The organism is Sulfitobacter sp. SH24 (assembly GCF_965641895.1).
GTDB lineage: Bacteria > Pseudomonadota > Alphaproteobacteria > Rhodobacterales > Rhodobacteraceae > Sulfitobacter > Sulfitobacter dubius.
In genome coordinates this window covers 707,132-729,532 of sequence record NZ_OZ282575.1, presented here as the reverse complement: position 1 = coordinate 729,532, position 22,401 = coordinate 707,132, and the positions used below count along the sequence as shown (strand labels likewise).

General features: G+C 58.3%; 25 protein-coding genes and 1 pseudogene. 11 read left to right on the top strand and 15 right to left on the bottom strand.

The window, feature by feature from the left end:
- Positions 1-26: 26 nt before the first annotated feature.
- Entirely contained in the window at positions 27-1,052 is a 1,026-nt protein-coding gene (locus ACSQ16_RS06075; protein ID WP_243261328.1) for an aldo/keto reductase, read from the bottom strand.
- Positions 1,053-1,171: 119 nt separating this feature from the next.
- On the opposite strand from ACSQ16_RS06075, the gene ACSQ16_RS06070 reads away from it, so the two are divergent.
- On the top strand, positions 1,172-1,768 hold the full coding sequence (locus ACSQ16_RS06070; RefSeq protein WP_243261329.1) for a TetR/AcrR family transcriptional regulator: 597 nt from the start codon (positions 1,172-1,174) through the stop codon (positions 1,766-1,768).
- A gap of 361 nt (positions 1,769-2,129) precedes the next feature.
- Positions 2,130-2,513 carry a nuclear transport factor 2 family protein gene (locus tag ACSQ16_RS06065; protein ID WP_243261330.1) on the top strand — a complete coding sequence of 128 codons (384 nt, stop codon included), beginning with the start codon at positions 2,130-2,132 and terminating at the stop codon, positions 2,511-2,513.
- 336 nt (positions 2,514-2,849) lie between these two features.
- Here the strand turns inward: ACSQ16_RS06065 and ACSQ16_RS06060 are convergent, their stop codons facing one another.
- The 5 genes from ACSQ16_RS06060 to ACSQ16_RS06040 form a co-directional block, all read right to left on the bottom strand.
- Complete coding sequence (locus tag ACSQ16_RS06060) at positions 2,850-3,344, bottom strand: DUF2938 family protein (protein ID WP_243261331.1); 495 nt, start codon at positions 3,342-3,344, stop codon at positions 2,850-2,852.
- Between the two features lie 62 nt (positions 3,345-3,406).
- The gene (locus ACSQ16_RS06055) at positions 3,407-4,459 is read right to left on the bottom strand and encodes an MFS transporter (RefSeq protein ID WP_317405788.1); all 1,053 of its coding nucleotides are present in this window, start codon (positions 4,457-4,459) and stop codon (positions 3,407-3,409) included.
- A gap of 251 nt (positions 4,460-4,710) precedes the next feature.
- Positions 4,711-5,796 carry a flavin monoamine oxidase family protein gene (locus ACSQ16_RS06050; protein WP_243261332.1) on the bottom strand — a complete coding sequence of 362 codons (1,086 nt, stop codon included), beginning with the start codon at positions 5,794-5,796 and terminating at the stop codon, positions 4,711-4,713.
- A complete protein-coding gene (locus tag ACSQ16_RS06045) occupies positions 5,796-6,473 on the bottom strand; it encodes an SDR family NAD(P)-dependent oxidoreductase (protein ID WP_243261333.1) in 678 nt (225 codons plus the stop codon). Before ACSQ16_RS06045 ends, ACSQ16_RS06050 begins: the two co-directional genes overlap by 1 nt.
- 1 nt (position 6,474) lies before the next feature.
- A complete protein-coding gene (locus ACSQ16_RS06040) occupies positions 6,475-7,155 on the bottom strand; it encodes a cupin domain-containing protein (RefSeq protein ID WP_243261334.1) in 681 nt (226 codons plus the stop codon).
- Positions 7,156-7,281: 126 nt separating this feature from the next.
- On the opposite strand from ACSQ16_RS06040, the gene ACSQ16_RS06035 reads away from it, so the two are divergent.
- The gene (locus ACSQ16_RS06035; protein ID WP_243261335.1) at positions 7,282-7,827 is read left to right on the top strand and encodes a TetR/AcrR family transcriptional regulator; all 546 of its coding nucleotides are present in this window, start codon (positions 7,282-7,284) and stop codon (positions 7,825-7,827) included.
- A gap of 163 nt (positions 7,828-7,990) precedes the next feature.
- Positions 7,991-8,798 (top strand): annotated as a pseudogene (locus ACSQ16_RS06030) (IS5 family transposase).
- A 470-nt stretch (positions 8,799-9,268) separates the two neighbouring features.
- Here the strand turns inward: ACSQ16_RS06030 and ACSQ16_RS06025 are convergent.
- The 4 genes from ACSQ16_RS06025 to ACSQ16_RS06010 form a co-directional block, all read right to left on the bottom strand.
- Positions 9,269-10,234, bottom strand: coding sequence for an ATP-binding protein (locus tag ACSQ16_RS06025; RefSeq protein WP_435988712.1), 966 nt, complete (start codon positions 10,232-10,234; stop codon positions 9,269-9,271).
- Complete coding sequence (locus tag ACSQ16_RS06020) at positions 10,231-12,387, bottom strand: hypothetical protein (RefSeq protein WP_435988711.1); 2,157 nt, start codon at positions 12,385-12,387, stop codon at positions 10,231-10,233. The genes ACSQ16_RS06025 and ACSQ16_RS06020 overlap by 4 nt, the downstream gene beginning before the upstream one ends.
- Positions 12,387-13,133, bottom strand: coding sequence for a hypothetical protein (locus tag ACSQ16_RS06015; RefSeq protein ID WP_435988710.1), 747 nt, complete (start codon positions 13,131-13,133; stop codon positions 12,387-12,389). The genes ACSQ16_RS06020 and ACSQ16_RS06015 overlap by 1 nt, the downstream gene beginning before the upstream one ends.
- 545 nt (positions 13,134-13,678) lie before the next feature.
- Complete coding sequence (locus ACSQ16_RS06010; protein WP_435988709.1) at positions 13,679-14,164, bottom strand: transposase; 486 nt, start codon at positions 14,162-14,164, stop codon at positions 13,679-13,681.
- Positions 14,165-14,442: 278 nt separating this feature from the next.
- Between ACSQ16_RS06010 and ACSQ16_RS06005 the strand changes: the two genes are divergently transcribed.
- Positions 14,443-14,925 (top strand): LysR substrate-binding domain-containing protein, encoded by a 483-nt coding sequence (locus tag ACSQ16_RS06005; protein ID WP_435988708.1) that lies wholly within the window; start codon positions 14,443-14,445, stop codon positions 14,923-14,925.
- A 22-nt stretch (positions 14,926-14,947) separates the two neighbouring features.
- On the opposite strand, the gene ACSQ16_RS06000 is transcribed toward ACSQ16_RS06005, so the two are convergent.
- Positions 14,948-15,841: a LysR substrate-binding domain-containing protein gene (locus ACSQ16_RS06000; protein WP_435988707.1), complete on the bottom strand. Its 894-nt coding sequence runs from the start codon at positions 15,839-15,841 to the stop codon at positions 14,948-14,950.
- A gap of 118 nt (positions 15,842-15,959) precedes the next feature.
- On the opposite strand from ACSQ16_RS06000, the gene ACSQ16_RS05995 reads away from it, so the two are divergent.
- Both ACSQ16_RS05995 and ACSQ16_RS05990 read left to right on the top strand, forming a co-directional pair.
- Positions 15,960-16,664, top strand: a complete 705-nt coding sequence (locus tag ACSQ16_RS05995; RefSeq protein ID WP_435988706.1) for an SDR family oxidoreductase — start codon at positions 15,960-15,962, stop codon at positions 16,662-16,664.
- The gene (locus ACSQ16_RS05990) at positions 16,654-16,902 is read left to right on the top strand and encodes a DUF6552 family protein (RefSeq protein ID WP_435988705.1); all 249 of its coding nucleotides are present in this window, start codon (positions 16,654-16,656) and stop codon (positions 16,900-16,902) included. The genes ACSQ16_RS05995 and ACSQ16_RS05990 overlap by 11 nt, the downstream gene beginning before the upstream one ends.
- A gap of 12 nt (positions 16,903-16,914) precedes the next feature.
- Here ACSQ16_RS05990 and ACSQ16_RS05985 read toward each other — a convergent pair whose 3' ends face one another.
- Both ACSQ16_RS05985 and ACSQ16_RS05980 read right to left on the bottom strand, forming a co-directional pair.
- Positions 16,915-17,259 (bottom strand): hypothetical protein, encoded by a 345-nt coding sequence (locus ACSQ16_RS05985; protein WP_435988704.1) that lies wholly within the window; start codon positions 17,257-17,259, stop codon positions 16,915-16,917.
- A 164-nt stretch (positions 17,260-17,423) separates the two neighbouring features.
- Positions 17,424-18,305 carry a LysR family transcriptional regulator gene (locus ACSQ16_RS05980; protein WP_435988703.1) on the bottom strand — a complete coding sequence of 294 codons (882 nt, stop codon included), beginning with the start codon at positions 18,303-18,305 and terminating at the stop codon, positions 17,424-17,426.
- A 105-nt stretch (positions 18,306-18,410) separates the two neighbouring features.
- On the opposite strand from ACSQ16_RS05980, the gene ACSQ16_RS05975 reads away from it, so the two are divergent.
- The 3 genes from ACSQ16_RS05975 (at position 18,411) to ACSQ16_RS05965 (ending at position 20,708) form a co-directional block, all read left to right on the top strand.
- A complete protein-coding gene (locus tag ACSQ16_RS05975; RefSeq protein WP_435988702.1) occupies positions 18,411-19,391 on the top strand; it encodes an NAD(P)-dependent alcohol dehydrogenase in 981 nt (326 codons plus the stop codon).
- 48 nt (positions 19,392-19,439) lie between these two features.
- Positions 19,440-19,796: a VOC family protein gene (locus tag ACSQ16_RS05970; protein WP_435988701.1), complete on the top strand. Its 357-nt coding sequence runs from the start codon at positions 19,440-19,442 to the stop codon at positions 19,794-19,796.
- A 126-nt stretch (positions 19,797-19,922) separates the two neighbouring features.
- The gene (locus ACSQ16_RS05965; RefSeq protein ID WP_435988700.1) at positions 19,923-20,708 is read left to right on the top strand and encodes an alpha/beta hydrolase; all 786 of its coding nucleotides are present in this window, start codon (positions 19,923-19,925) and stop codon (positions 20,706-20,708) included.
- A gap of 22 nt (positions 20,709-20,730) precedes the next feature.
- On the opposite strand, the gene ACSQ16_RS05960 is transcribed toward ACSQ16_RS05965, so the two are convergent.
- Together ACSQ16_RS05960 and ACSQ16_RS05955 are read right to left on the bottom strand one after the other, a co-directional pair.
- On the bottom strand, positions 20,731-20,853 hold the full coding sequence (locus tag ACSQ16_RS05960; RefSeq protein ID WP_435988699.1) for a hypothetical protein: 123 nt from the start codon (positions 20,851-20,853) through the stop codon (positions 20,731-20,733).
- 257 nt (positions 20,854-21,110) lie between these two features.
- Positions 21,111-21,704: a Crp/Fnr family transcriptional regulator gene (locus ACSQ16_RS05955; RefSeq protein WP_435988698.1), complete on the bottom strand. Its 594-nt coding sequence runs from the start codon at positions 21,702-21,704 to the stop codon at positions 21,111-21,113.
- A gap of 78 nt (positions 21,705-21,782) precedes the next feature.
- Between ACSQ16_RS05955 and ACSQ16_RS05950 the strand changes: the two genes are divergently transcribed.
- Positions 21,783-22,190: a hypothetical protein gene (locus ACSQ16_RS05950; protein ID WP_435988697.1), complete on the top strand. Its 408-nt coding sequence runs from the start codon at positions 21,783-21,785 to the stop codon at positions 22,188-22,190.
- The last annotated feature ends 211 nt before the right edge of the window (positions 22,191-22,401 follow it).

The window sequence follows — 22,401 nt, the reverse complement described above, 5'->3', positions numbered from 1 at the left end:
TATGATCCGGGCGCGCTGTCTTTGCTTCAGTCGTGAAGCTGGCTGAACAGCGTGTCTCCGCGCCGCCAGACCGGCAGGTAGCCGGGGTATTCGGGCTTGAGCGCGCTGACCTCGTCGAGCTGCGCCATCTCCGCTTCGCTCAAGCTGATGTCGGCGGCTTTCAGGTTGTCCACCAGCTGCGCTTCCTTGCGGGCGCCGACGATGACGCTGGTGACGCCGGGCTTGTGCAGCAGCCAGGCCAGGGCAATCTGCGCCACCGAGGCGTCCTTTTCCTCGGCGATCTGCGCCAGCGTCTCGACGATGTCGAAGCCCTGCTCCTTGGCGACCGGCGGGAAGTCAAAGGCGGCGCGGCGGCCGGAGCCTTCGGCCTCGCGGGTGTATTTGCCGCTCAGGAAACCGCTGGCCAACGGGCTCCAGATAAAGGTGCCGAGACCGAGGTCGCGCACGGCGGGAATGATCTCGCGCTCAAGCTCGCGGCCGACGAGGCTGTAGTAGGACTGCGCCGAGACGAAGCGCTCGGTGCCCAGAAGCCGCGCCACGCCATCCGCCTTGGCAATCTGCCAACCGGCGAAGTTCGACAGACCGATGTAGCGCACCTTGCCCTGCCGCACGAGGTCGTCGAGCGCGCGCAGCGTCTCTTCCAGCGGCGTGGTGATGTCGAAGTTATGCACCTGGTAGAGGTCGATGTAATCGGTGCCCAGCCGCTTCAGGCTGCCCTCGACCTCACGCATGATGGCCAGCCGGCTGGTACCCAGATCGTTCGGGCCGGTGGACATAGTGTTGTAGAGCTTGGTGGCGATGAGGGTGTCCTGACGGCGCGCGCCAAGCGCCACGCCAAGCATCTCTTCCGAGACGCCCGAGCTGTAGACATTGGCGGTGTCGAAGATGTTAACGCCCGCCTCGATGGCCAGATCGACCATGCGTGTTGCCAGCTCCTGACCGGTGGCGCCCACCAGATCGGCATAGCTGCCGTCTTCGTTGTCGAAGGTCATGGTGCCCAGCGTCAGTTCGGAAACATAGAGACCGGAATGTCCAAGCTGCTTGTATTTCATCGTGATGTCCTTTCGAGCCGCGGCGCTTGCGCTTGTAAACTGCGATGTTTACTTAGTAAGGAGGACGCATTTGGTAAACCCCCGTGTTTACATTTTTTCGGCCGAACGGGGTATATCCGATGAAACTGACTGAAAAGAAACGAAAAGATATTCTGGACGCCGCAATCCAGGAGTTCCGCGAACAGGGGTTTCCGGCGGCGCGGGTGAATAGAATCGCCGAATTGGCCGAGGTTTCGAAGCGCACGCTCTACAAACATTTCGAGAGCAAGGAGGTGCTGTTCCAAGCTATCACTGACATCCTGCTCGAGCAGATCGCCGCCACGCCGAAGCTGCGCTACGACCCTCAGGCCCCACTGCGAGAACAGCTGATCGCGGCGGCGCGGGATTACATAGGCCACCTCTCGGGCGCAGAATACATGGGCCTCAACCGGCTGGTAATGTCAGAGCTGTTGCGCGATCAGGATCTCGCCCAGGCCTTTTTTGCCAAAGCCGCGATGCAGGACGGCCCGATACAGGCGCTGATCGCCGAAGCCATGCAGGCTGGCGCGCTGCGGCGGGCCGAACCGGGCCTTGCCGCCGGGCAGCTCCTGTCGATGATCAAGCATTTCCTGATGTGGCCGGAGTTCCTTTTGGGCGAAAAGGCCGATGTCGACGCAGAGGCGGTGATCGCCGATTGCCTGGACATGTTCCTCGCGCATTACGGCGAGAAAGACTGAGGGGTAGATGTGCAGCTGCCTCCGCTTCCCCTCTATTGCATCTATCGGCGCAGTTCCGACGTATCCTCCTACAAGGCGATCGCCGATCTTGCACGGGCCAGTGCGGAGCGTCATCAACAGCAGACCTGATGTCGCTTGAGATGGCCTGACCAGAAAAACCTATCACGCCGCCCGAATAACCCGTTTTCCGTTGGACCCCATCTCGGCAAGGGTGCCCCAACAATAGTTGACAGAGCTTGACCGCACCTCGACGGAGACCGCCTCCGCGTCGAAGATGGAAAGATAGTGGAGCATCGTGATACTCTCTCAGAAATCCCCGCAGACATGCCCCATGATAACGACAGGTTCAGAAAGGAAGACCATGCGTGATCCAGAGACCGACAAGGCCAACGTCATCGCTTTCTACGAAATGATGTTCAATGATTGCCGCCCCGCAGACGCCATCGCGCGCTACGCCGGAGCGCATTACATTCAGCACAATCCCCATGTGGCGGACGGCAAGGCGGCCTTCGTTGACTATTTCGAACGGATGGCCCGCGAACATCCGGGCAAACATGTCGAGGTCAAGCGGTCATTCGTGGACGGCGATCATGTGATCCTGCATTGCCATCAGCTATGGCCCAACGGCCCCGACTATGCAGGCATGGACATTTTCCGTCTCGATAAGGAAGGGAAGATCGTCGAGCATTGGGACGTGCTTCAGGAAATGCCTGTGCATAGTAAGAACGACAATGGCATGTTTTGAAGCAATGGATGCCGTTCGAGCACGATGCAGCAACTAAGGGTCAGGAGATGTACCTAAGGTCAAAGCTATTCGAAATTTGTCGCAGGCTTGGGAGTGAGCTTTGTGACCAGTCGCATCGATAGCGCGATCAAGGCTGACATGCGTATTGTCGATCTCGAAGGCCCGGCTCCCTATTTGTCCCTCGCACTGGCTTGGTGCCGCGATGACCCATCGCCTCTCCTTCAGACTGTGCGCGGGCTGGCCCTGAGGGAGGTGTCATATGACTGCCGCCTTTAAGGTTCTACTTTGTCAGGCCACTCACGGCTGTATTGCATACCAAGAAAGAAATTGCGTACTTCAGGAAACGATTTCCAACACCAACGCCGCAAGAAACAGGCCAAGGCCAAAAACCGAATGGCCGAAAACGCTTTTCAACCGGGCAACATTCGGAGAAGGCGCCCGCGACGCTGCGATACCCAGCCCCATGCCCGGCATCATGATAAAATACGGCAAGACAAGCAAAGCAATAGAAAGGCTCATGGGCTGCGCAAGCTGGGGATCAGCAAACCAATCCGCGCCCCAGATCAAAGCCAAGAGTAGTCCATAGCCGATGCCGATGGCGTAGTGGAACGACCAGCCCAGTATGGTTTCGCCAAGGATCGGTTTGGCGTCTTTCAAACTGCGCTGAATGAATTGCCCATTGGGGATATGACCCATCCAGCGCCCGACCATGCGCCAATTCGTGGCCGTGTACCCTAAGAACCGAGCCATAAGGGCCATAACCGCGTCGAAAATCAACGTGCCGCCGATCCCTACAAGGGTCGCTGTTATGAGAGTTTGTAAATTAGGCATGTTGAGTTTGTCCTTTTGGTTTGCATTCTTTTGCTAATCTCAGAGGCCTTTCGGCGCGGCACTTACAAACGTCGCGCCGCTTGCCAGACCAATGGCGCAAGCACGACGGGGATGAAGGGAAACATCAAGAGATTGATGAGATGCCATCCCGACGCCTGCATCAACGCGCCGGAAAAGAACGAAAGTGCCGCGACTGTGCCGAAGACGGCGAAATCATTAAGCCCTTGGGCACGTCCGCGCTCGGCCTCCGTATGCGCGGCGGCCACCATCGCAGTGGCCCCGATGAAGCCAAAGTTCCATCCAATCCCAAGAAGGATGAGAGAGATGAAGAAATGCCTCAGATCCAGACCGGTCAGCGCAACAGCACCTGAAATGCCGATGATGATCAGGCCAGCGGCGGTGACCTTTTCCTTGCCGAACCGGGCGATCAGCTTGCCCGACACAAGGCTTGGCGCGAACATCGCCAGCACATGCCACTGAATACCCCATGCCGCGTGGTCAATCGAATGCCCGCATCCGACCATCGCCAGCGGTGCCGCCGTCATGACGAATGACATAAGCCCGTAAGACACCACGCCAGCGGCGACCCCAAGCATGTATTTCGGCGAAGCCAGAAGTTGGAGCACGGTACGCCCCCCGTCATCGGAAGACGTTTGGGCTGTCGCTGCGGGTTGGCGGCCCCTTAACCGGGTCAGAACAAAAAACGCGACGAGCGCCAGCGCCGCGTGGCTCAGGAAACTTCCCGCAAAGGGCACCCCCGGCACAGCGTCGCGCGCGGCAATCACCAGTTGCGGGCCGATAATGGCAGCGACCAGGCCGCCGTCCATGACCCATGAAATGGCCCGCCCCCTGTCGGCCCCTTCGCGCCCGTCGGCAGCTGCGAAACGGTAAGACTGTACATAAGACGCATAAAGCCCCGCCAGAAACGTTCCCAAACAGAAGAATGTGAACGTCCCAAAGGATATAGCACCAGCGGCGACCAATCCCGAGAACACGCCGATCATCGCGCCTAGAAGATAACCGCCGCGCCGCCCGTATTGTCGCATGATCCAAGCGGCAGGCACCATTCCAAGGGCAAGCCCAAGATTATAGATGCTGACCGGAAGGGTCGCCAAAGCAGGGTCAGTCGCAAGATCCTGGCCAACCAATCCCCCCCAGCGAGATTACAATCGGTCCGCTGGCAGCCCCCAAAGATTGGGCGAGGATCAGCACCGTCAGGTTGCGCCGGAACCCGGCGGTTTCAGTCCTGTCTATCGTCTGTGTCATCATTTTTCATCCGTATGGCCACCATGCCCGTTGGATTGGCTTGGCGCGGCGTGTTTTCATTTTTCTATTGAATGCCCAAACCCATGCGGGCGGGTGGTGATCAGGTCTGCATGGGCTCGTACAGCGCCAGCGTGCTGGCCGCATGTTCGGCCGCCTCTAATGCGCCCTCAAGAAAGCCTCCGAATTCCGGGGCGGTTTCGGTCGACGCAAATATCATTCCGCGTGCTGAAAGGGCATGCAGGTTGGACGGCAAACCATAGCGGGGGTGGCTTCGAACCGGTTGTCGGTCCCGTGGGCGCGCGATGTGGGGAATGGTCGCCCAATCTTGCAAAACAAGGTGCATCGGGTTGGCCATTTCCGGACCGAACATCGCCGTAAGCTGCGTCACCGCAAGGCGCATCATCTCATCTTTGTGCTGGGCACGCGCATCCGCAGGGACCCCGACAAAACCAAATAGCGCATAGGGACCGCCCTGCCTTGGCGAAGCATCGTGGATTTCGACCATCGGCCCCTGCTGGCTCATGGCGTCGCCGGACAGCCCGGCATGTCGCCAATGAGGCTGGTCGTAAACCGCAACGATCTTGGCCTGACCGGCCATCCAGGTCGGCACGTCTTGCAATGCCTGCATTTGGCCCGCATCCAGCGCGGGCTCAAAGGAAACGCTATCGGCAATGACCCGAGGCGGCATGGCCATCACGATCCTGTTGGCCGTGATGATCTGCGCTGTGCCGTTTTGATCAACCTGCGCCGTGATGTTGCCCGCCGAATGGTCGACCGACGTCAGCCGCGTGCTGGTCATGATCTTCGCCGGATCCAACACTTTGGCCAAAGCATCGACCACAGAGCCGATCCCACCGGCCAAGCGGTAGGACCCCTCCATAGAGGCATAGCCGCGCCCGCGCTGCACGGTGCCGTTTTGCTGTTGATAGACCAAGTCACCTGTCGAGAACTGCCCAAACACAGGGATCTGAAAGCGTTCCGCGAGGGCCGCCATGCGCGGCTGGCCCGGCCAGAACCACGCGGGCCCAAGGTCGAAGGCACCGCCCGAAAACTCCTGTGTAAGGATACGCCCGCCAAGGCGGTCCTGCGCTTCAACCAGCAAGAAATCGCGGCCTTGGCGGGCCAGATGGTCTGCAAGCGCAAGACCCGACAAACCACCGCCCACAATCAGAACATCGGTCTGCATCAGAACGCCTCTCCCATCGGCCTGAGGTCCAGCTCATGCGTCCAGGTGGACCGTGGTTGATCCGCCAGCGCCAGATAGGTGCGGGCAATATCCTCCGGTTTCATCATCCTTGCAGGGTTCATACTGTGCAAGGCGCGGCTGGCATCCGTGTCGACAATTCCGTCAAGAACCACATGCACAACGTGGATACCCTGCGGCCCATATTCACGCGCCAGCGATTGGGTCAACGCCCGCAACCCCGCCTTAGCCGAGGCAAAGGCCGCAAAATTCTTGCCGCCGCGCAGGCTCGCTGTTGCGCCGGAGACGATGAAGGTGCCACCGCCGCCTTCCACCATCGCAGGCAACACGCTTCGGCCCAGATTGACCGCCGAAAGCACCATCGCACGCCATGTCGCCTCAAAATCTGCAGTCGTGGTATCTTCAAACCCTGCGATCACCAGCTTCGCGGCGTTGTGAACCACCAGTTTTGGTGCCCCATGGGTTTGGATCAGGTCCGAAACGGTTTGGGCTGTTTGATCAGGGTCGGACAGATCGACGGTAAGTGTCGTGCCCGCCGTCCTATTGGAAACCGAGCGGTTGAGGCCGATGGAACTATAGCCGTTCTGAGCAAAGGCGCGCACCAAGCTCTGCCCAAGACCGGCACCCGCCCCTCCAATGATTGCAAGTGGATCTGACATCTTATCCCCCGACATTCGGGGCTGTTGGCGTTTCCGAAAGATGGCCGGATTTGACCCAAACCCGCGCCCCATCAGGCCCGGAAACAGCGTTCAGCGGCGTGTGGGGCGGTAGGCGCAGCCAGGAATTGACCCTGAAGACCTCATCCCCTTCGATAAAGCTTCCTTCGACCACAAGGGCTTCGAACCCGCTGTGGCCGGCCTGTGTCACTGCCACGTTGGGCTCCCAAAGCTCGATCCGCACCCGTTCGTGCGCATCCTCGAACAGCGGGATCTCTGAAACACCCGCACGCACCGGCTGCGGGGTCTGGGTAGTGGTGTCTATGGTGATCTGCTGACGGTCATCCATGTCGAACTGCCACAGCTTGACGAAGATCGTCGCTCCCTCGGCCGAGCTTGGGGTGTGCGAAGACGTTGGCGGGTTGCGCACGTAGGTGCCGACCGGAAAGTCACCGTGTTCATCCTTAAACACGCCCTCAAGCACCAGAAACTCTTCGCCGCCGGTATGGGTGTGCGCCGAAAACGCGCTGCCCGGCGCATAGCGGACGATGGTCGTCGCCCGCGCGACCTCATCCCCGATCCGGTCCAGCATCCGCCGGTCCACGCCCTTCATCGGGGATGCAACCCACGGCTCCCTGTCCGAATGCACAACAGCACGTTCATCAAAATTTGCGTTCAGGTCCATGGTACATCCTTCCGGTTCAGCGCGCAGCGGCGCCACATAGCCACCTATCAGTTGATAGGCATTCAGTTAGATATTGCCCTCCCCCCTGTCAACACCTATCTACCACATGATAGACAGGAGCTTTGCATGCCGCAGACAATGAAAGACAAAATCCTTGATGCCGCTGAAAAGCGTGTCCGTGGTGCGGGTTTCTCGGCGATGAGCTTTCGCGACCTGGCAAGCGATGTCGGCATCAAAAGCGCAAGCGTTCACTATCACTTTCCGACCAAACCCGACCTGGGCGAAGCTTTGGTTGATCGCTACACCAGCCAGTTCAAAGAGGAACTTGAACAGATCGACACGGCCAGCTTGCAAACGGCGTTGGACAGCTACGTTGCGCTTTACTCTCAGGCGCTGGTCTTGGACGAAACCATCTGTCTTTGCGCAATTATGGGAGCAGAAGCGATCGGGCTGCCCAAGAATGTTAACCAGAAAACAAAGGCATTCTTCAAAATGAACAGGATGTGGCTGCTTGACCTGTTCCAACGCCATAGCGTTCAAAACCCCGAAGACACGTCCTGCCTCATCGTCGCGGCGCTGGAGGGTGGCATGATCGTTGCTTCATCCTCCGACGATCGTGCGATGTTCGACCAGATCGCCAAGGCCGCGATCCGAAGTATCGCCAAGATTTGACGTCGATATGGAGCGCTCTCGGCTGCCATTAGCTGCCTTTGCGCATCGACAAACTCGATCGCCGCACTGAACGTCCACTTTTTCGAGTTTACGCGATTAGGGTCAGGACCCATTGATTTCCGCGTGGTGGCGTGATTCACGGTTTGAAAATCGAGCGGTGAACATGTCTGACCTTTTCTGGCTAACAGAGGCGCAGATGGCACGCTTTGAACCCTTCCTCCCGACGTCCCACGGCAAACCACGTGTCGATGACCGGCGTGTATTGAGCGGGATTATCTTTATCAATCGCAATGGGTTACGTTGGCGCGATGCGCCCACAGCCTATGGCTCGCACAAGACGCTGTACAATCGCAGGAAGCGGTGGAGCGATAAGGGCATCTTCGCCCGGATGATGGCCGGCCTGGCTGCCGAGCACGGCGAACAGAAGACTGTGATGATCGACGCCACTTACCTGAAAGCCCACCGAACAGCGACCAGCATGGGCGTCAAAAAGGGGGACGCGGACGCCTGATTGGCCGCACAAAGGGCGGCATGAACACAAAGCTGCATGCCATCTGCGACAGCGAAGGCCAGCCCCTGAACCTGTTTGTCACGGCCGGGCAGGTTAGCGACTACATCGGAGCACGGGCATTGTTGGGCAGCCTGCCGGATGTCGACTGGTTGCTCGGGGCCCGCGGGTATGACGCCGAATGGTTCAGAGAAGCATTGAAAGACAAAGGGATACGCGCCTGCATTCCCGGTAGAAAACAACGCAAGAAGACTGTGAAGTACGACAAACGCCCATACAAGCGACGCAACAGGATCGAGATCATGTTCGGCAGGCTCAAGGATTGGCGACGTGTGGCGACCCGATACGACCGCTGCCCGAAGGTCTTCCTCTCAGCCATCGCATTGCGGCAACCGTGATCTATTGGCTATGTGTCCTGATCCTAGATTGCTCGGTCTGGCTTTGCGGCGACATATCCGAATAGCTGTGGTGGACGAAAAACTGAAAAATTGTTTTTGCTCGCCAAAACCCCGCCCCATATCCCTTCTGAGAGGCGGGGCCCTCTATTTAGCCCATAAGGGCGCCTGAAACGCAAAAATCGGGCGTTTCCGCCCGATTGACTTATTTTGCTTGCGAGATGGACATTTCAGCCCGGCCGCTGGCTATTTATTGGTGGTCAGAACAAAACAACAAAAAGCCAGGCAGTCCAAGGAGAAGCGTGCGTAAAGCTAATTTTTGGCGCAGGTCCGATCTTCCATATTAAGTAAATGATTACAATATGTTAATCTGAATATCGAAGACCGCGTGTAAAACGTAATTGCATGCGCAAAAACCATAAAGCGTGCGCAACGAACTCCCCCCCAATTTAACACTTAGGTCCCAGATTTTTCACACTGCCGGAACGAAAAAGGCCCGCGCAATGCGCGGGCCTTTCTTTGTTGAAATTGGATGAGCTCAGGGAAGAATGGATGCCATGAAAGGTGCATCGCGCCGAAACATCGTGACGTAACCGCTATGGGTAAATGGGGTCGCAACCGGGTTCGTATCTGTTTTCGAACTCCAAGCCTGAACGAAGTGATCCAATTTCAATTCCGTCGAATGCTCTACAAGTGCTTTTCCCACAGCTTTGATGACCAGCTCAAATACCAATCCCCATCGGAACGCCGCTGCGGTCACGAGGCGATGGAGGAAATCCCCGGTCTGGAGTTCATCAGCAACGGAGAGCTTTGCCTCCAAGGCGTAGCTCCCGACGATGCTATTAACGGTTTCAGCGTCCTCCTCGAAATTGATGTCATCGAGCCGGACGTGTGTCACCTTCCGAAACAGCTGTTCGAGTTGGGGGATGTAATCCCCCAGTTCTGGCACGCCCGACAGGATCAACATCATCGGCCAAGCCGGCCCTTTTACCATCGTCTTGAAGCAGTCCAGAACCTCCTCCAACGCCTGTTCTTTCTTATGTGCAAGGATGTGCTGCGCTTCGTCGTACCATACACCAACAACCCCTTGGTCTTCCCCTTGCTGCTTGATGCGGCGACCGATCTGGGCCTGCGTGACACGGGCCTTGTCTGACATCGGAAAGCGCATGGCATGAAGGGTGTTCTTGCCAAGGTCTTTCCATGTACCCTTCCGGTCCAAAACGCAGGTTTCAAAGCGTGCGCTGGTGCCATTCGGCAAGGCAGCCTGACTCAGGTTGAACTCGCGCAAGAGTTTCTCGATTTCGGTGGTTTTCCCGGCGCCGCTCGCACCGGTAACAACCAATACCTCCCCTTCGAAATAAAACCCGCTCTTCAAACGCCCCAAGTGACCACTGAACATGGTCGCGAACTCGCGCTTCAGCTTGGCAGCCCTAGCGAGCGGAAAGAGACGGCCATTGAAGCTGGCAGATGCATCCACAATTTCATCGATTACAAAGTCACTCACAGTTTGCTCTCCGTTATCTTTCCAAAGGTTTTGTGTTTAGGGCTCTCAGCGCTTGAGGCGGTGGCAGGCGCTTCAGAGTTGTTTCTTACGGCGGAAGCGCTTCTGGCATGATCCATAATCGATCCAGCACGCACGGCCCCTGCGTATGTTTCCTTGGGGCGGCATTCGACGCGGGCGAGCCTTTCAGCACTCCGTTCCATCTCTGCAAGTCGGGTGTAGTTAAGGGGCTCATCTGAGTCCGGGAACATGCCGGAAGCCTCAGCCCGCCTTGCCAAGGCGTCCTGAAGGACCTGATCGTCAATTTCCTTCAGATGGGGATCAGCCTCGACAGCGTTTTGCTTCAGCTGCAGAAACTCGGCCAAGGTACAGTCCCTTACTGCAGTCATACTAAGGTGGGCCTTAATCGGCTCTCCCGAATAGCCCTCCGCGGTAATCAGGGCGTCGTGCAAACGATCCGGGTCGATGTGAACCAGGACTTTCTTGCCCTTTCCACCATCAAACTGACGCAGCGCCGTAGAGCTAAACGGAAGGCCGAAGGGCTGAACTCCCTGGCCGTTAATCGTGAACTCTTTTGTGATACCCAACTGAATCTGACGATTATCCACGTCCGGCGCTTTGATCTCACGGTGTTTCTTGCGGACCTCGCGGAGTTTTTGCGCGGGCGTCGCGCCGTACATGCCGGTGCCACGATGCTGCTGATGCGGAGCTTCATCAATGAAGTACCGGGTAATTGTCCTGTAAAATGCATCGAGTGTAAGCGTGGCTTCCCGCCGCGGATCACTTCCCGGCAATGCTCCGGGCTTACCTCCGGTGTATCCATTTTCGAAGCCGACGACCTGATATTCAAAGGTCCGGAATGCACTTTCCACGTACGGCTTGTCGTTTGAATGATAGGTTCTGGTGGTCTTGTATACCGTCCCCATCCCCAAGAGAGCGGCAGCGACCTTACCATTGCGCACGGCAGTACCGTTGTCAGAAACAACCTTTCTCAGCCGCACTGGCGGCGCGGGCGTTGCCTTGCAACCGTACTTGATCTTTTCCCGTTCCTTGCTACGTGTTGCCATCCGAATAAGCTGCATGGTGGTGTCCGAGTCGGCACTTTCTGCAAGGACCCACGCCAGTGGCATACGTGTTGCAATATCAATCATGTAGTGAAGCCAGACACGGCGGATCTCGTTCGGAGCAGGCTCCTCGTTCTCCTCTGCCTCGGAGAGCTTGCGCGCCCGGACCATTCCATCGTCATTAATGAACAAGGAAATGAGAAGCTGATCGGTCTCGGCTTCATCGCCGAAAGCTTGAGCGCGAATTTCGGTCTGGCCTGCGCCGATGAGGTTCACAGCATGCCGTTCGCCTTCACGCGCAATGGTCTCGACCAGCTTCGAAATGGCATGGCGCCAGTTGTAAATCGAAGTAAGGGTCGGGAACACGAAACCTTCAGCTCGCTCCTGAGGTGACACTTTAAACTTTGTCATGGCTTTGCGATAGAGTGGCGCGAGCTTTGGCTTCCGGACCCTCAACCAGATCGACAGCACATACTGGATGAAGCGTAGCTGCGGTTTGCTGAGCTTGCACCGTGCCTGTCCCTTCGGGCCTTTCATATGGTGGCGGCTCATCAAAACAACTTCGTTGCGGTCGAAATAGCGATAAGTGGCGAGCCAATCGGCGAGTGTACGCCCCTTTGGCAGGGTCCAAGGCGAGTTGGCACTGCCGATTTTTGCCTTGTTGAAGATGTGGCGATCGCCAGAGAACTCTTTTGCATCTTCCATCAATCTTGCCCGCGCCCCGTCAGTTGAAAGGAAGCGCTGCGTCGTTTTAAAACCCTCTTTCTCCAACTCCTCGATGGCGAGAACAACACTCAGCCTCGCGCGAATATTCAGACGTTCTTCTTTGCTTTTGATATTTTCGAGCCGTTCGAAACCACCAGTGTACTGGAGCAGCTCCTCCCTCTTCGCCTCCTCGAGTGGCGTTTTCACCTTGCACGAAAAGTCCTCGATTTTCTTTTGCAACCAAGCCATTGAGAACTGAGTGATTTCACCGCTTTCAAGACTTTCGACGAAGATCTTTCCTTGATCTTTCCCGGTGACGCACCAGCGCACGTCATCCAGATCAAGGGTTGATCCCACCGGTATCTTATATTGCGGCCACCCGGACATCAGTTCATCCAGACACGAGACTGCAGAGAAATGACCGAATACCAATCAGCGCCGAGAACGCGCCGTGCGATCAGCCGCTGGATCGCAGGAAACGCTCTATTCGGCGGCAAGTTGCACTGCCCAACAAGATCCTCCGCTGACCAATAAGAACTGCTGCGTGCTTTTTCTTCGACATGTGCATCCGCTTCGTCGTCGCGGTCGTCCCCGACGATCCAGAACTGGAAAAGGTTGATGCGGAACGGACGGGTATAGTCATCACCGTTCACGACAATCATGTCGTCGGCCAAATCTTTTGGCATGGCCTCTTCGATCGCCGCGATCTCGTCCTGCGTCTCTCTCCGGCCAAGCCTACTGCCATTCTTCACGTAGATTGCAAGACGAAAGCCATTGCGCAGCGTTATACGGAGGTCGAAAAAATGCTTCGGAAATTTGACCTTAGCCCCTTCAGTCCACCTGAAATGAAAGAATGGCAGCTGCACGTCGAGTGCATACAGATCAGGATCGAGAAGCGTTTCCAGAGCAACCGCCCATTCGGCCTCACCATCGAAATAGTAAGCCTTGGGAATGCCCTTTGTTGCCGGCGTCACCAACGGCGCGCAAATCCGATGTGCGGTGTTGCTACGGGTAAGCGGATTTCGGGCGCCGTCATATGGCGAGACACCATAGATCGCTGGCAGCACCAGCGCTGGCTGCTTTTCGAGCCTATGGGGGTCATAGGCAAGATCTGGTTCCCTTAGTGTCGACATGACTTCTCCGGCCCCAAAATGACATCTCATTCGGGTTAAAGTTACTGTTTTCGAGGCCCTTGATCGCTCTTGCCTGGGCCATTTGCGGCCTCTACGGTGGCAAGCGTAGATGGGCGATCATTGCCCCAACTTTAGGAGCACGCCTTAAGGGCGTGCTTTTTTTTGTGTTCCGGGTCGCTGCTCCTTTGCAGTGTTCCAGATTATCTCTGCGGAGGTAGTGAAAATCCAAAGTAAGAAATTTGAGATTCCTTAGATTTTCCTAGCCGATTCGAGTCAAGCGGTTGTTTTTAATGCGAATTTCTTTGCGCTCAGCGTTTCTTTCAGCATCTCCTTTGGTGTCCTTCTCCGGTCTTCTCCCTGTCGTCTTCAATTGCAGTCCTTCCCGACCAGTTGGTTACTGATCCGTTATCCAAGCAATTATGCGCCGAGATTCAGAGTGATATGGCTGGGCAGAATTTTTTGGAAATTATTCGTCCCTTTTACTCATCAGGCAACGAGACGTGATTGAACAAAGGGCGCGTCAGAACTGATAGTACCAGATGTGGTTAGATGGCCGACGGACCGACACAGATACAGTGTCCCAGAAGGCCGCCGCCCTGCTGCAAAAGGTCAGCTCTCAATTTCTTCCGCAGTTGATAAGCGACTTTGTAGGTAACTCCGAGCTTCCCGCTCAACCTCTCGGAGGTCAGAAGATCTTGTGCCCTGCCCTTCGCGTGGGCCGCAATCATCGTCTCGGCGCCGATGAACCAGGTCATGAGACCAAGATGTGTCCGGTGACAGATCGTGTCCGTCGTGACAGAGAACTGACGGCGGCAAACACAGCATTGATAATTTTTTCGCGTCTTGATCCGACCAATGCTTGCCGAGCCACAACCTGGGCACTTCACGCCCTCAGGCCAGCGCACCTTCCGCATCCGGCTGACGCAAGCGGTTTCCGTTTTGAAACACTCTCGTACGCCGCCTATTGGGAGCGCCATGGAAAGCCGCGTCCAGTGACTACTGAAAGGATCCAATTCAAGCAGCTCCGTCATGGTTATCCTACCCTTTCTAATATCGCAGGAATGACACTCCCGGCCCATACTGGCCGTTCATGACCGCCACGCGCGCTGCGGCGCAGCTTCAACAGATCAGCCATCCGTCAATTCCGCAAAGCCGCGCGAGGAAATCCTTTCGCAAAGATTACGCTGCGGTCTCGGAAACACTCATACATTGCACGGAAATTAAGCCGAAACCCGTGCGCATGCGGACACCTGCCCTCCGAGTTGCACCTCGCTAAACGGTGCTTTCCCCATCTGCGCACAGAGGTTGTGTGAAAACAACGGAATGTGCTGGCGGCGAAGTCTTGAGATCGGAAACCCAGCCAAGACTTGCGAGGGTCCGCATCCTCTGTGCCGCGCCGGCCTACCTCGACAGGCGCGGCATGCCGCAGACGCCAACGGATCTGTCCGGCCACGAACACATCGCTTCGGGCAATCTAGAACCGCGTGAACTCGTGAACCTGCAGGGCGAGACGGCTCTGTTGGAGCCGGCAAGTATGACCTGCCGGACGATCCTGGACGACGGCGACGCGCAACGTGAGGCGACGCTGGCGGGGGCCGGTCTGTCGATGAACTCCCCCTGGAACGTGGCTGGCGAGATCGCGATGGGCCTTCTGGTCCGTGTCCTGCCCGAGTGGAAGATGAACGACCGATCGGTGCTGTGGCAAATCTATCTCCGCACCTACGTGCTGACCCCAAAGACCCGCGTGTTTATGGACTTTCTGAACGCGAAATTGGGGAGTCGTTCCGAATAGAGCGAATGAAGAAGCCGAGACATCACCCCTTCCGGACTTCCTCACGCGCCATACTTTGTAGCCACTCCGTCACCCAAATTGCCGCTTCGGATGCGCCCTGACGAGGCAGGAGAGCATAGAAGCCCTGACCGCCATCGAGTGCGGCCCCGATAGGAAGCACAAGGCGTCTCGCATCGAGGTCTCGCTGCACCAGGAAGCGGCTGGCCAGGGCGACGCCCTGACCGGCCAAGGCAGCGTCAAGGCTTAGGGTCGTTTGACTGAAGTGCAGGCTGCGTGGCGCTATGGGCACGTCTTTGAAGGCGATCTCAAGGAACTGCGGCCAAAGATTGTGCGCATCGTGCAGCAGGGTCAGCCGGGATAGCGCGGCCGCGTCGACGTAGGCGTCCGGTGCCACCAAATGCGGCGAGCACACTGCAATGATCTCCTGCGGGAACAGCAACTCGGCGCGCAGGCTCGCCCCGAACGGCGGGCGCCCCTGCCGCACGGCGAGGTCGATGCCGTCGGCGTGGAAGCTCATGACCCGCTCGGTCGCGGTGATCCGGAGGTCGATCCCCGGATGGGCCTCGGTGAACTCGGCGAGCCGCGGGATCAGCCATTTCGAGGCAAAGGTCGGGGTGACGCTGATCGTCACCCGCGAGGGTGTGTCCATAAGCGCGCCGATCGCGTCCACAAGCTGGGAGAAAGCCCGGGAGACTGGAGCATGGTAGGCCCGCCCTTCCTCTGTAAAACTGAGCCCCCGCGGCTCGCGCAGGAACAGGCGCAGGCCGAGATGCTCCTCGAGCCCGCGCACATGCTGCGCCACGGCGCCCTGTGTGACGCCCAGTTCCTCTGCCGCGGCACGGAAGGACAGGTGCCTGCCAGCAGCCGAGAAAGCGCGCAGGCCGTTCAGGGACGGCAGATTGGCTTCGCTGGTCACAATAGTTCTCCTACACCCACGCAACAGCTCCGCTTGGCTGGTCGAAGGCGTCTCTTCTTCGTATCTCAGTATGCATAGGCGAAATGGACGCCACGGGAAAGATAAGGGGAATTTTGAGATGACGATAGAAAAAGTAGCTTTGATCACGGCGGGCGGCAGCGGCATGGGCGCGGATGCGGCTCGACGGCTGGCAGCCGATGGCTTCAAGGTCGGGGTGCTGTCCTCCTCAGGCAAGGGCGAGGCCTTGGGGAATGAGCTTGGCGGCTTCGGGGTCACCGGCTCCAACCGTTTGGTCGAGGACCTGAAGCGTCTGGTCGACGGCGCGATGGACCGCTGGGGACGGGTCGACGTGCTGGTGAACTCGGCAGGCCACGGCCCCAAGGGCGACATCCTCGAGATCACGGACGAAGACTGGCACGCGGGGCTCGACGTCTACCTGATGAACGTCATCCGCCCCACAAGGCTGGTCACGCCGATCATGGAGGCGCAGGGCGGCGGGGCGATCATCAACATCTCGACCTTCGCGGTGTTCGAACCCGATCCGCTGTTCCCGACTTCAGGTGTCTTCCGGGCCGGACTCGCCGGTTTCGCCAAGCTTTACGCCGATAAATACGCGGCGCAAAACATCCGCATGAACAACGTGCTGCCCGGATTCATCGACAGCCTGCCCGAGACCGAGGACCGGCGCGCGCGCATCCCGATGGGCCGCTACGGGCGCGAGGAGGAGGTTTCTTCGCTGATCGGCTGGCTCGCCTCCGAGGGTGGCGGCTATGTCACCGGGCAGAACTGGCGGATCGACGGGGGACTGACGCGTGGCGTTTGAAGCGGTTAACCTGCCGGGCCGTGACCGCGCAGCCTTCGTCGTGAAATGGGTGGCATCCGTCATCCAAATCCTTGGCTATGCCGGCACCGCCTTTGGCTGGACGCCGTGGAACCTCTACCTCTTCGTCGTCGGGGTTCTCGGCTGGTTGATCGTCGGGGTGCTCTGGAACGACCGGGCGATCATGTTGATCCACTTTGTCGCTCTCGGCGCGATGCTGGCGGGCATGGCGCGCACGTGAAGGGGGGCGCCGTCATGAGGCGCCGCTCATCCTCAGTCCGTGCCCCAGCCGCTTCGCGCTAGTCACGGCTGCGTCGCAATGCAGCGACCAAGCCTGCGTGAGACCCTCCAGGATCACCAAGAGGTCGATTTCATGGCCGTCGAGTCCGGTCACTGCGGCTGCACGGCGGGCCACCTCGGCCTTGTGCCGCGCCAGCAGTGCGCGCAACTCTTCGCTGCCTGGGTCTGCCGCGACCGCGCCGTGGAACAGGCACCCATGCGAGGTCTCGGCCGCCATCCAGGCCCCGACCCGTTCAAACAGCACGTCAAGAACTGCGTCCTGCGCCTCGGGCAAGTCTTCGAAGATTAAAGAGGGCACGGAACGGGCTCGTGAGCGAACCGAGGCGACAAAGCGCGAGGTGGTGAATGCCTTAGGTTTATTCCTACTGTAGGTGAGCGGCGTCGGACAATCCGGATCAAGGTCTGCTTCGTCTCGATAGCGGTCTGACCATGCGTCCCGACCTCAACGGGAAGTCGATCAAATTAGGATCCAAGAAATGCCGCGCGTCGTTCCTGGAGAGCGCTGCAAAGGTAGTCGACGAAGAGCCGGACCCGGCGCACCCGGCGCAGATCGCTGTGCAGGAGAACCCAGGTCGAACGCCGCTGGTCGAGCTCGGTGCCGGGGACGCGTTGGAGCTCGGGGAAGACCGCCGTGACCCAGGTCGCAAGGAAGGTCATCCCCGCGCCCGCGCGGACCAAGTGCAAATGCATTTCTGGGTCGGGCACAGAGTGGCGGACGCTCGCCTCCGGAAAGGCGGATTCAGCGATCAGGGTGGCAAGCTCGGGCACGTCCCCGTAACCGATCCAGCTCAGACCGCGCCCATTGCGGTCTGCCGCAGGTAGCGCCCGGTCGATGTAGTCCCGCGATGCCACCACACCGATCGAAAGTGGAAAGAGCTTGCGCCCCACTGCGTCGTCCTCGATCGCGGCGGCGTGGCGGATCGAGACGTCAGTCTCATTCCGAGCGATCGAGTCGAGCGTATAGGCAAGCCGCAGCTCGATCTCGATCTCAGGATAGAGCGCGGCAAATTCGGCCAGCACCGGCGCCAGCAGGTAATGAGCTGTCATAGGGTCGGCCGAGAGCCGGATGCGCCCAGCGGCCTCGCGGTCGAGCCCCTGCACCGCATTGAACCCCTTGAGCAATGCCGCCTCAGCTTCGAGCGCCTGCGGCAGCAGCCGCCGCCCGGCAGCGGTCAAGGACAGGCCTTCCGCGCCGCGCCGGAAGAGCTGCGTGCCGAGCTGTGCCTCAAGCGCCTCGACTTGGCGGCGCAGGGTTGCATGGGTCCCGCCCAGTTGCTCGGCCGCGGACCTGAGCGAGCCGTGTCGCGCAACGGCAAGGAAGGCGGGAAGGGATTTCCAGTCCATGCGTCATCCGGATCGTTTTTGAACCACAGTGGGACATCATAGGCCCTGCTCGGAACGAATTGAAACCTTTATTCCGATAGAAACCTAAGGAGCAAGGAGAACCCCATGACCGCGACCCGCTCTGCTTGGCACATTCCTCGCTATGGCCGCCCCGACGTCCTCACCCCCGTCACGCTTCCACTGGCCGAACCTGGCCCGTCAGAGGTGCTGATCCGCATCGACGCTTCTGCCGTCACCCGCGCCGACGGCATGATGCGCAGGGGTGAGCCACTGTTTGCCCGTCCTTTCCTTGGCCTGCGGCGTCCGCGGAACGGTCTGTCCGGCACTGGCCTGTCAGGCGAGGTAATCGCGATCGGCGACAAGGTCAGCCGCTTTGCACCGGGTGATATGGTCTTCGGCGAGGCCGGGATGCGCTTCGGAGCAAATGCCAGCCATATCTGCCTCGACGAGGACGGGGTTCTGATGCTCAAGCCCGACAGCCTTTCGCATGAGGATGCGGCAGTTCTGTGCGACGGCGTGCTGACGTCATGGCACTACCTGTGCAACCTCGGTCGCGTCCGAAGCGGCGACCGTGTGCTGATCCTCGGCGGGGCTGGAAGCCTCGGCAGCGCCGCGGTGCAGATCGGCGCCGACATGGGCGCAGAGGTGACGGCCACCAGTAGCGCCCGCAACGCCGATCTCGTGGCATCCCTCGGGGCCACCTGCGTGATAGACTACGCCACCAAAGAGGCATTGCTTCGCGGGGCCGGATACGAGGTGATTTTCGACACGGTAGGCGTCACGTCCTTCTCTGCCGCCAAACCTGCGCTGGCCGAGGCGGGACGTTACCTTTGCCCGGTGCTGACGCTGAGGCGCTTACCCGCGGTCCTGTTGTCCAGTCTCATCGGCCAGAAACGCGCGATGTTCGCAGCCGTGGGTCTGGAAAAGCCACACCGTTTGCGTGCAATGCTGGCCGAGATTATAATCCTCATCGATCAAGGCCGCCTCGCGCCGGTCATGGATCGAATATATCCACTCGCCGATCTGAAAGAGGCCCATGCCTACGTCGAGACCGGGCACAAACGTGGCAACGTCGTCGTGGTGTGATAGACGGGAACAACAATTTAGCCCCCAAATCTTACCGGAACTCCTATTATGAAAATGAACTACTTTGTCGTCGGGACAAACGACATGCCCGCATCCAAAGCTTTCTACGATGCTCTTTTTGAAGGCGAAGGTCTCCACAGCATGGCACCTTCGGACCGCATGACTTATTGGCTCGGCGAGGATTTTGCCTTCGCCGTCGCGCGCCCTTTCGACGAAAGGCCGGCGACCATCGGCAATGGCTCGATGGTCGGCTTCTGCGTGGGCGGCAAAGAAGATGTCGAAAGGATGCACCGCCGTGCGCTCGAACTGGGCGGCACATGCGAAGGCGCTCCCGGTCAGCGCGGCCCGAAGTTCTCTGCCTATGTTAGAGACCTCCACGGCAACAAGCTGTGCCTGTCCGACTGAACTGGCTCGAGCAGGCCAAATCGTTCTGGCGGCTATTTTCTTGAAAACCTGTTCTGCTTTATCCGCGACTAAGCAATCGCGTTTATAGTGGCAGGGTGGCAATCCATGGGGCCCGACGTGCATAGAATGCTAAAGAAGCTTGTGGTCTTCGCCATTCTATCGGTCTCAGCCTATCTGATGATCGCGGTGGGTCTTATTCTATCGCAGTGGCCCACCCCGATTGCCCCCGGCGAAACGCTGGAATTCACGTCTCTCACTGACCAAGGTGATCAGCAGAACACGACAGGCGAATTGATAGCCTATCGTGCTCGGGATGGAGCAGACTTGCCTTTGCGGCATTTCCCAACTGCTGCTCCTACCGCACCCTTGGCCGTCATTTTGCATGGATCGGGCTGGCATGGTGCGGCTTACATCCCGGTCGCGGATTATCTGTCGCGGCATTGTGGCTCCGAGGTTCTTTTGCCTGATCTGCGGGGGCACGGCGTAGCGCCCGCGATACGAGGTGATGTCGGCTACATCGGGGCGTTCGAAGACGATCTGGCGGATCTAATCGCGGCCTATAGGCGGCCCGAGCAGCCGGTATACATGATTGGCCATTCCAGCGGAGGCGGGCTTGTCGTTCGGTTTGCCGGTGGGGATCATGGAAGCGTGATCAGCAAGGCGGTGCTGCTGGCCCCTTTCCTGAAATACGACGCCCTGACCATGCGCGACGACGCCGGGGGATGGAGCCATGTTCTTGTGCGCCGGATGATCGGTCTGACAATGTTGAACAAGGTTGGTCTCAGGATGTTGAACGGACTGACGGTTATTCAGTTTCGGTTTCCACGAAACGTATTGGACGGTCCGCAAGGTGCAACGGCGACGACCGGCTATAGCTATCGTTTGAACGCCTCATTTGCCCCCCCGCGATGACTACCTTGCTGATATCGCCGAGTTACCCCGCTTTCTCTTGTTGGCGGGTGCCGATGATGAAGCCTTTGACGCTACATTGTTCGAGCCGGTAATGTCGGCGGCAACCGAGCACGGTGCCTATGAAATCCTTCCTGAAACCGGTCATCTGGATCTCATTGAAGACCAAGATGCTGTCATGCGGACTTGCGAGTTCCTGCGGAACTGAGACCGACCCGGCTCGCGCTGCAATGTAACGGCGCAATGCGGTCCTCTTCAGCATCATGCTTACGGACGAACATACCAAATTTGCCCACTGCGGTGCGATTGCGGTAGGCCGCGCCTGTCGCACTGCCACTTGGCGGCTTTGGGCCCTTGAGGTGAAATGTTATGCGTAGTCCGAAAGCCTCAATTTGTCCGAACGCCTTAACCCGCCGGTTTGAACTTGGCGGTTGCCTTTTCGCGAGCCCGCAGGCGGCTCAGCGTAACCGGTGTCATCCCCAAATAGGATGCGATGGATGTATGTGTGAATATGGCCTCATAGCCCGAGAAAGCTCGGCGAAACCAATCGAGCCGTTCAGCCCCTCCAAGTGCTGCAAGGCACCACTCTCTCTCGGCTTTCTCACTCAGAGCATTTCGTAGGATCGAATTTGCCCAATCTCGAATATGCTGAGACGCGACCATCTGATCTAAGAGCCGATTACTGTCGATCCTGGCTATAGAGGCATCGGTCGTTGCCGTAATAGATACGAGCGACACGCCATCCCGCGTACGCGCGATGTTCGGCGTAACGACACAGGGACCAACGTAGAACCCCACGCACACTTCTTTGCCTTCTTCATCACAAATACTGCTCATCAAACACCCTGCCAGGACGGCATACTCTCCTGTTTCGGGTTGTCCTTGGCGGCAAACGTGCGCGCCCTTGTCGAAGCGCCTCTGCTTCCAATGGGTCACAAATTCCTCGCAGGCCTCCTCTGACAGATCAGGCGACTGTGTAAGAAAGGTTTTCAGATCCATCTTGGCAAGCCTTATCAAATGATAATGCGGGTGGCTTCGTCTGATTGCATGTGTGGCTCAGAACAAGGAGGCCACAGAATGAAGAACAGATACCTTTCAATGCGCTTCGGAAAAATCGCAATTGTTGCGGCGATACTGGCCGCCACTGTTTATCTCGTAATGGTCAGCGTCACACTCGCTCACCTCGAAGTCGTTTCTGGACAGCGGCCCTTCGACATGCGTCCGTTCGGCTACAGTCCTTCAGATGCAGCCACGTTTCTTGATGCTCTGGGCATTGCTGGGCGTGATTACTATCTCTCACATCAGATACCTTTGGATATGCTTTATCCGGTCTTGCTCGCAATGACACTAAGCAACACAATTCTTTGGTTTGGGAGCCGCATGCCAAACAGAAGGCTCATGCATCTCGGTGTTTTCCTTGCGGTCGGCAGCGGGCTGTTCGACTATATCGAGAATCTCGGAATTGTGGCGATCATTCTAAGTTGACCAGACTTAGCGGACTACGTTGTCTATGCCACAAGCGCGGCGACAATTCTCAAATCGGTCACTACAACCTTGGCGGTGAGCCTGGCGGTTCTCACCGGGCTCCTCTGGTCGCGCCGGGCAAAGGCGGGCGATTGCGCTTAAATGAGCAATGACTTCTTTGGGCGCATTGCGGTCATTCGCTGCGTCGCGCACTGAGGTCTGCTGTGCGGAC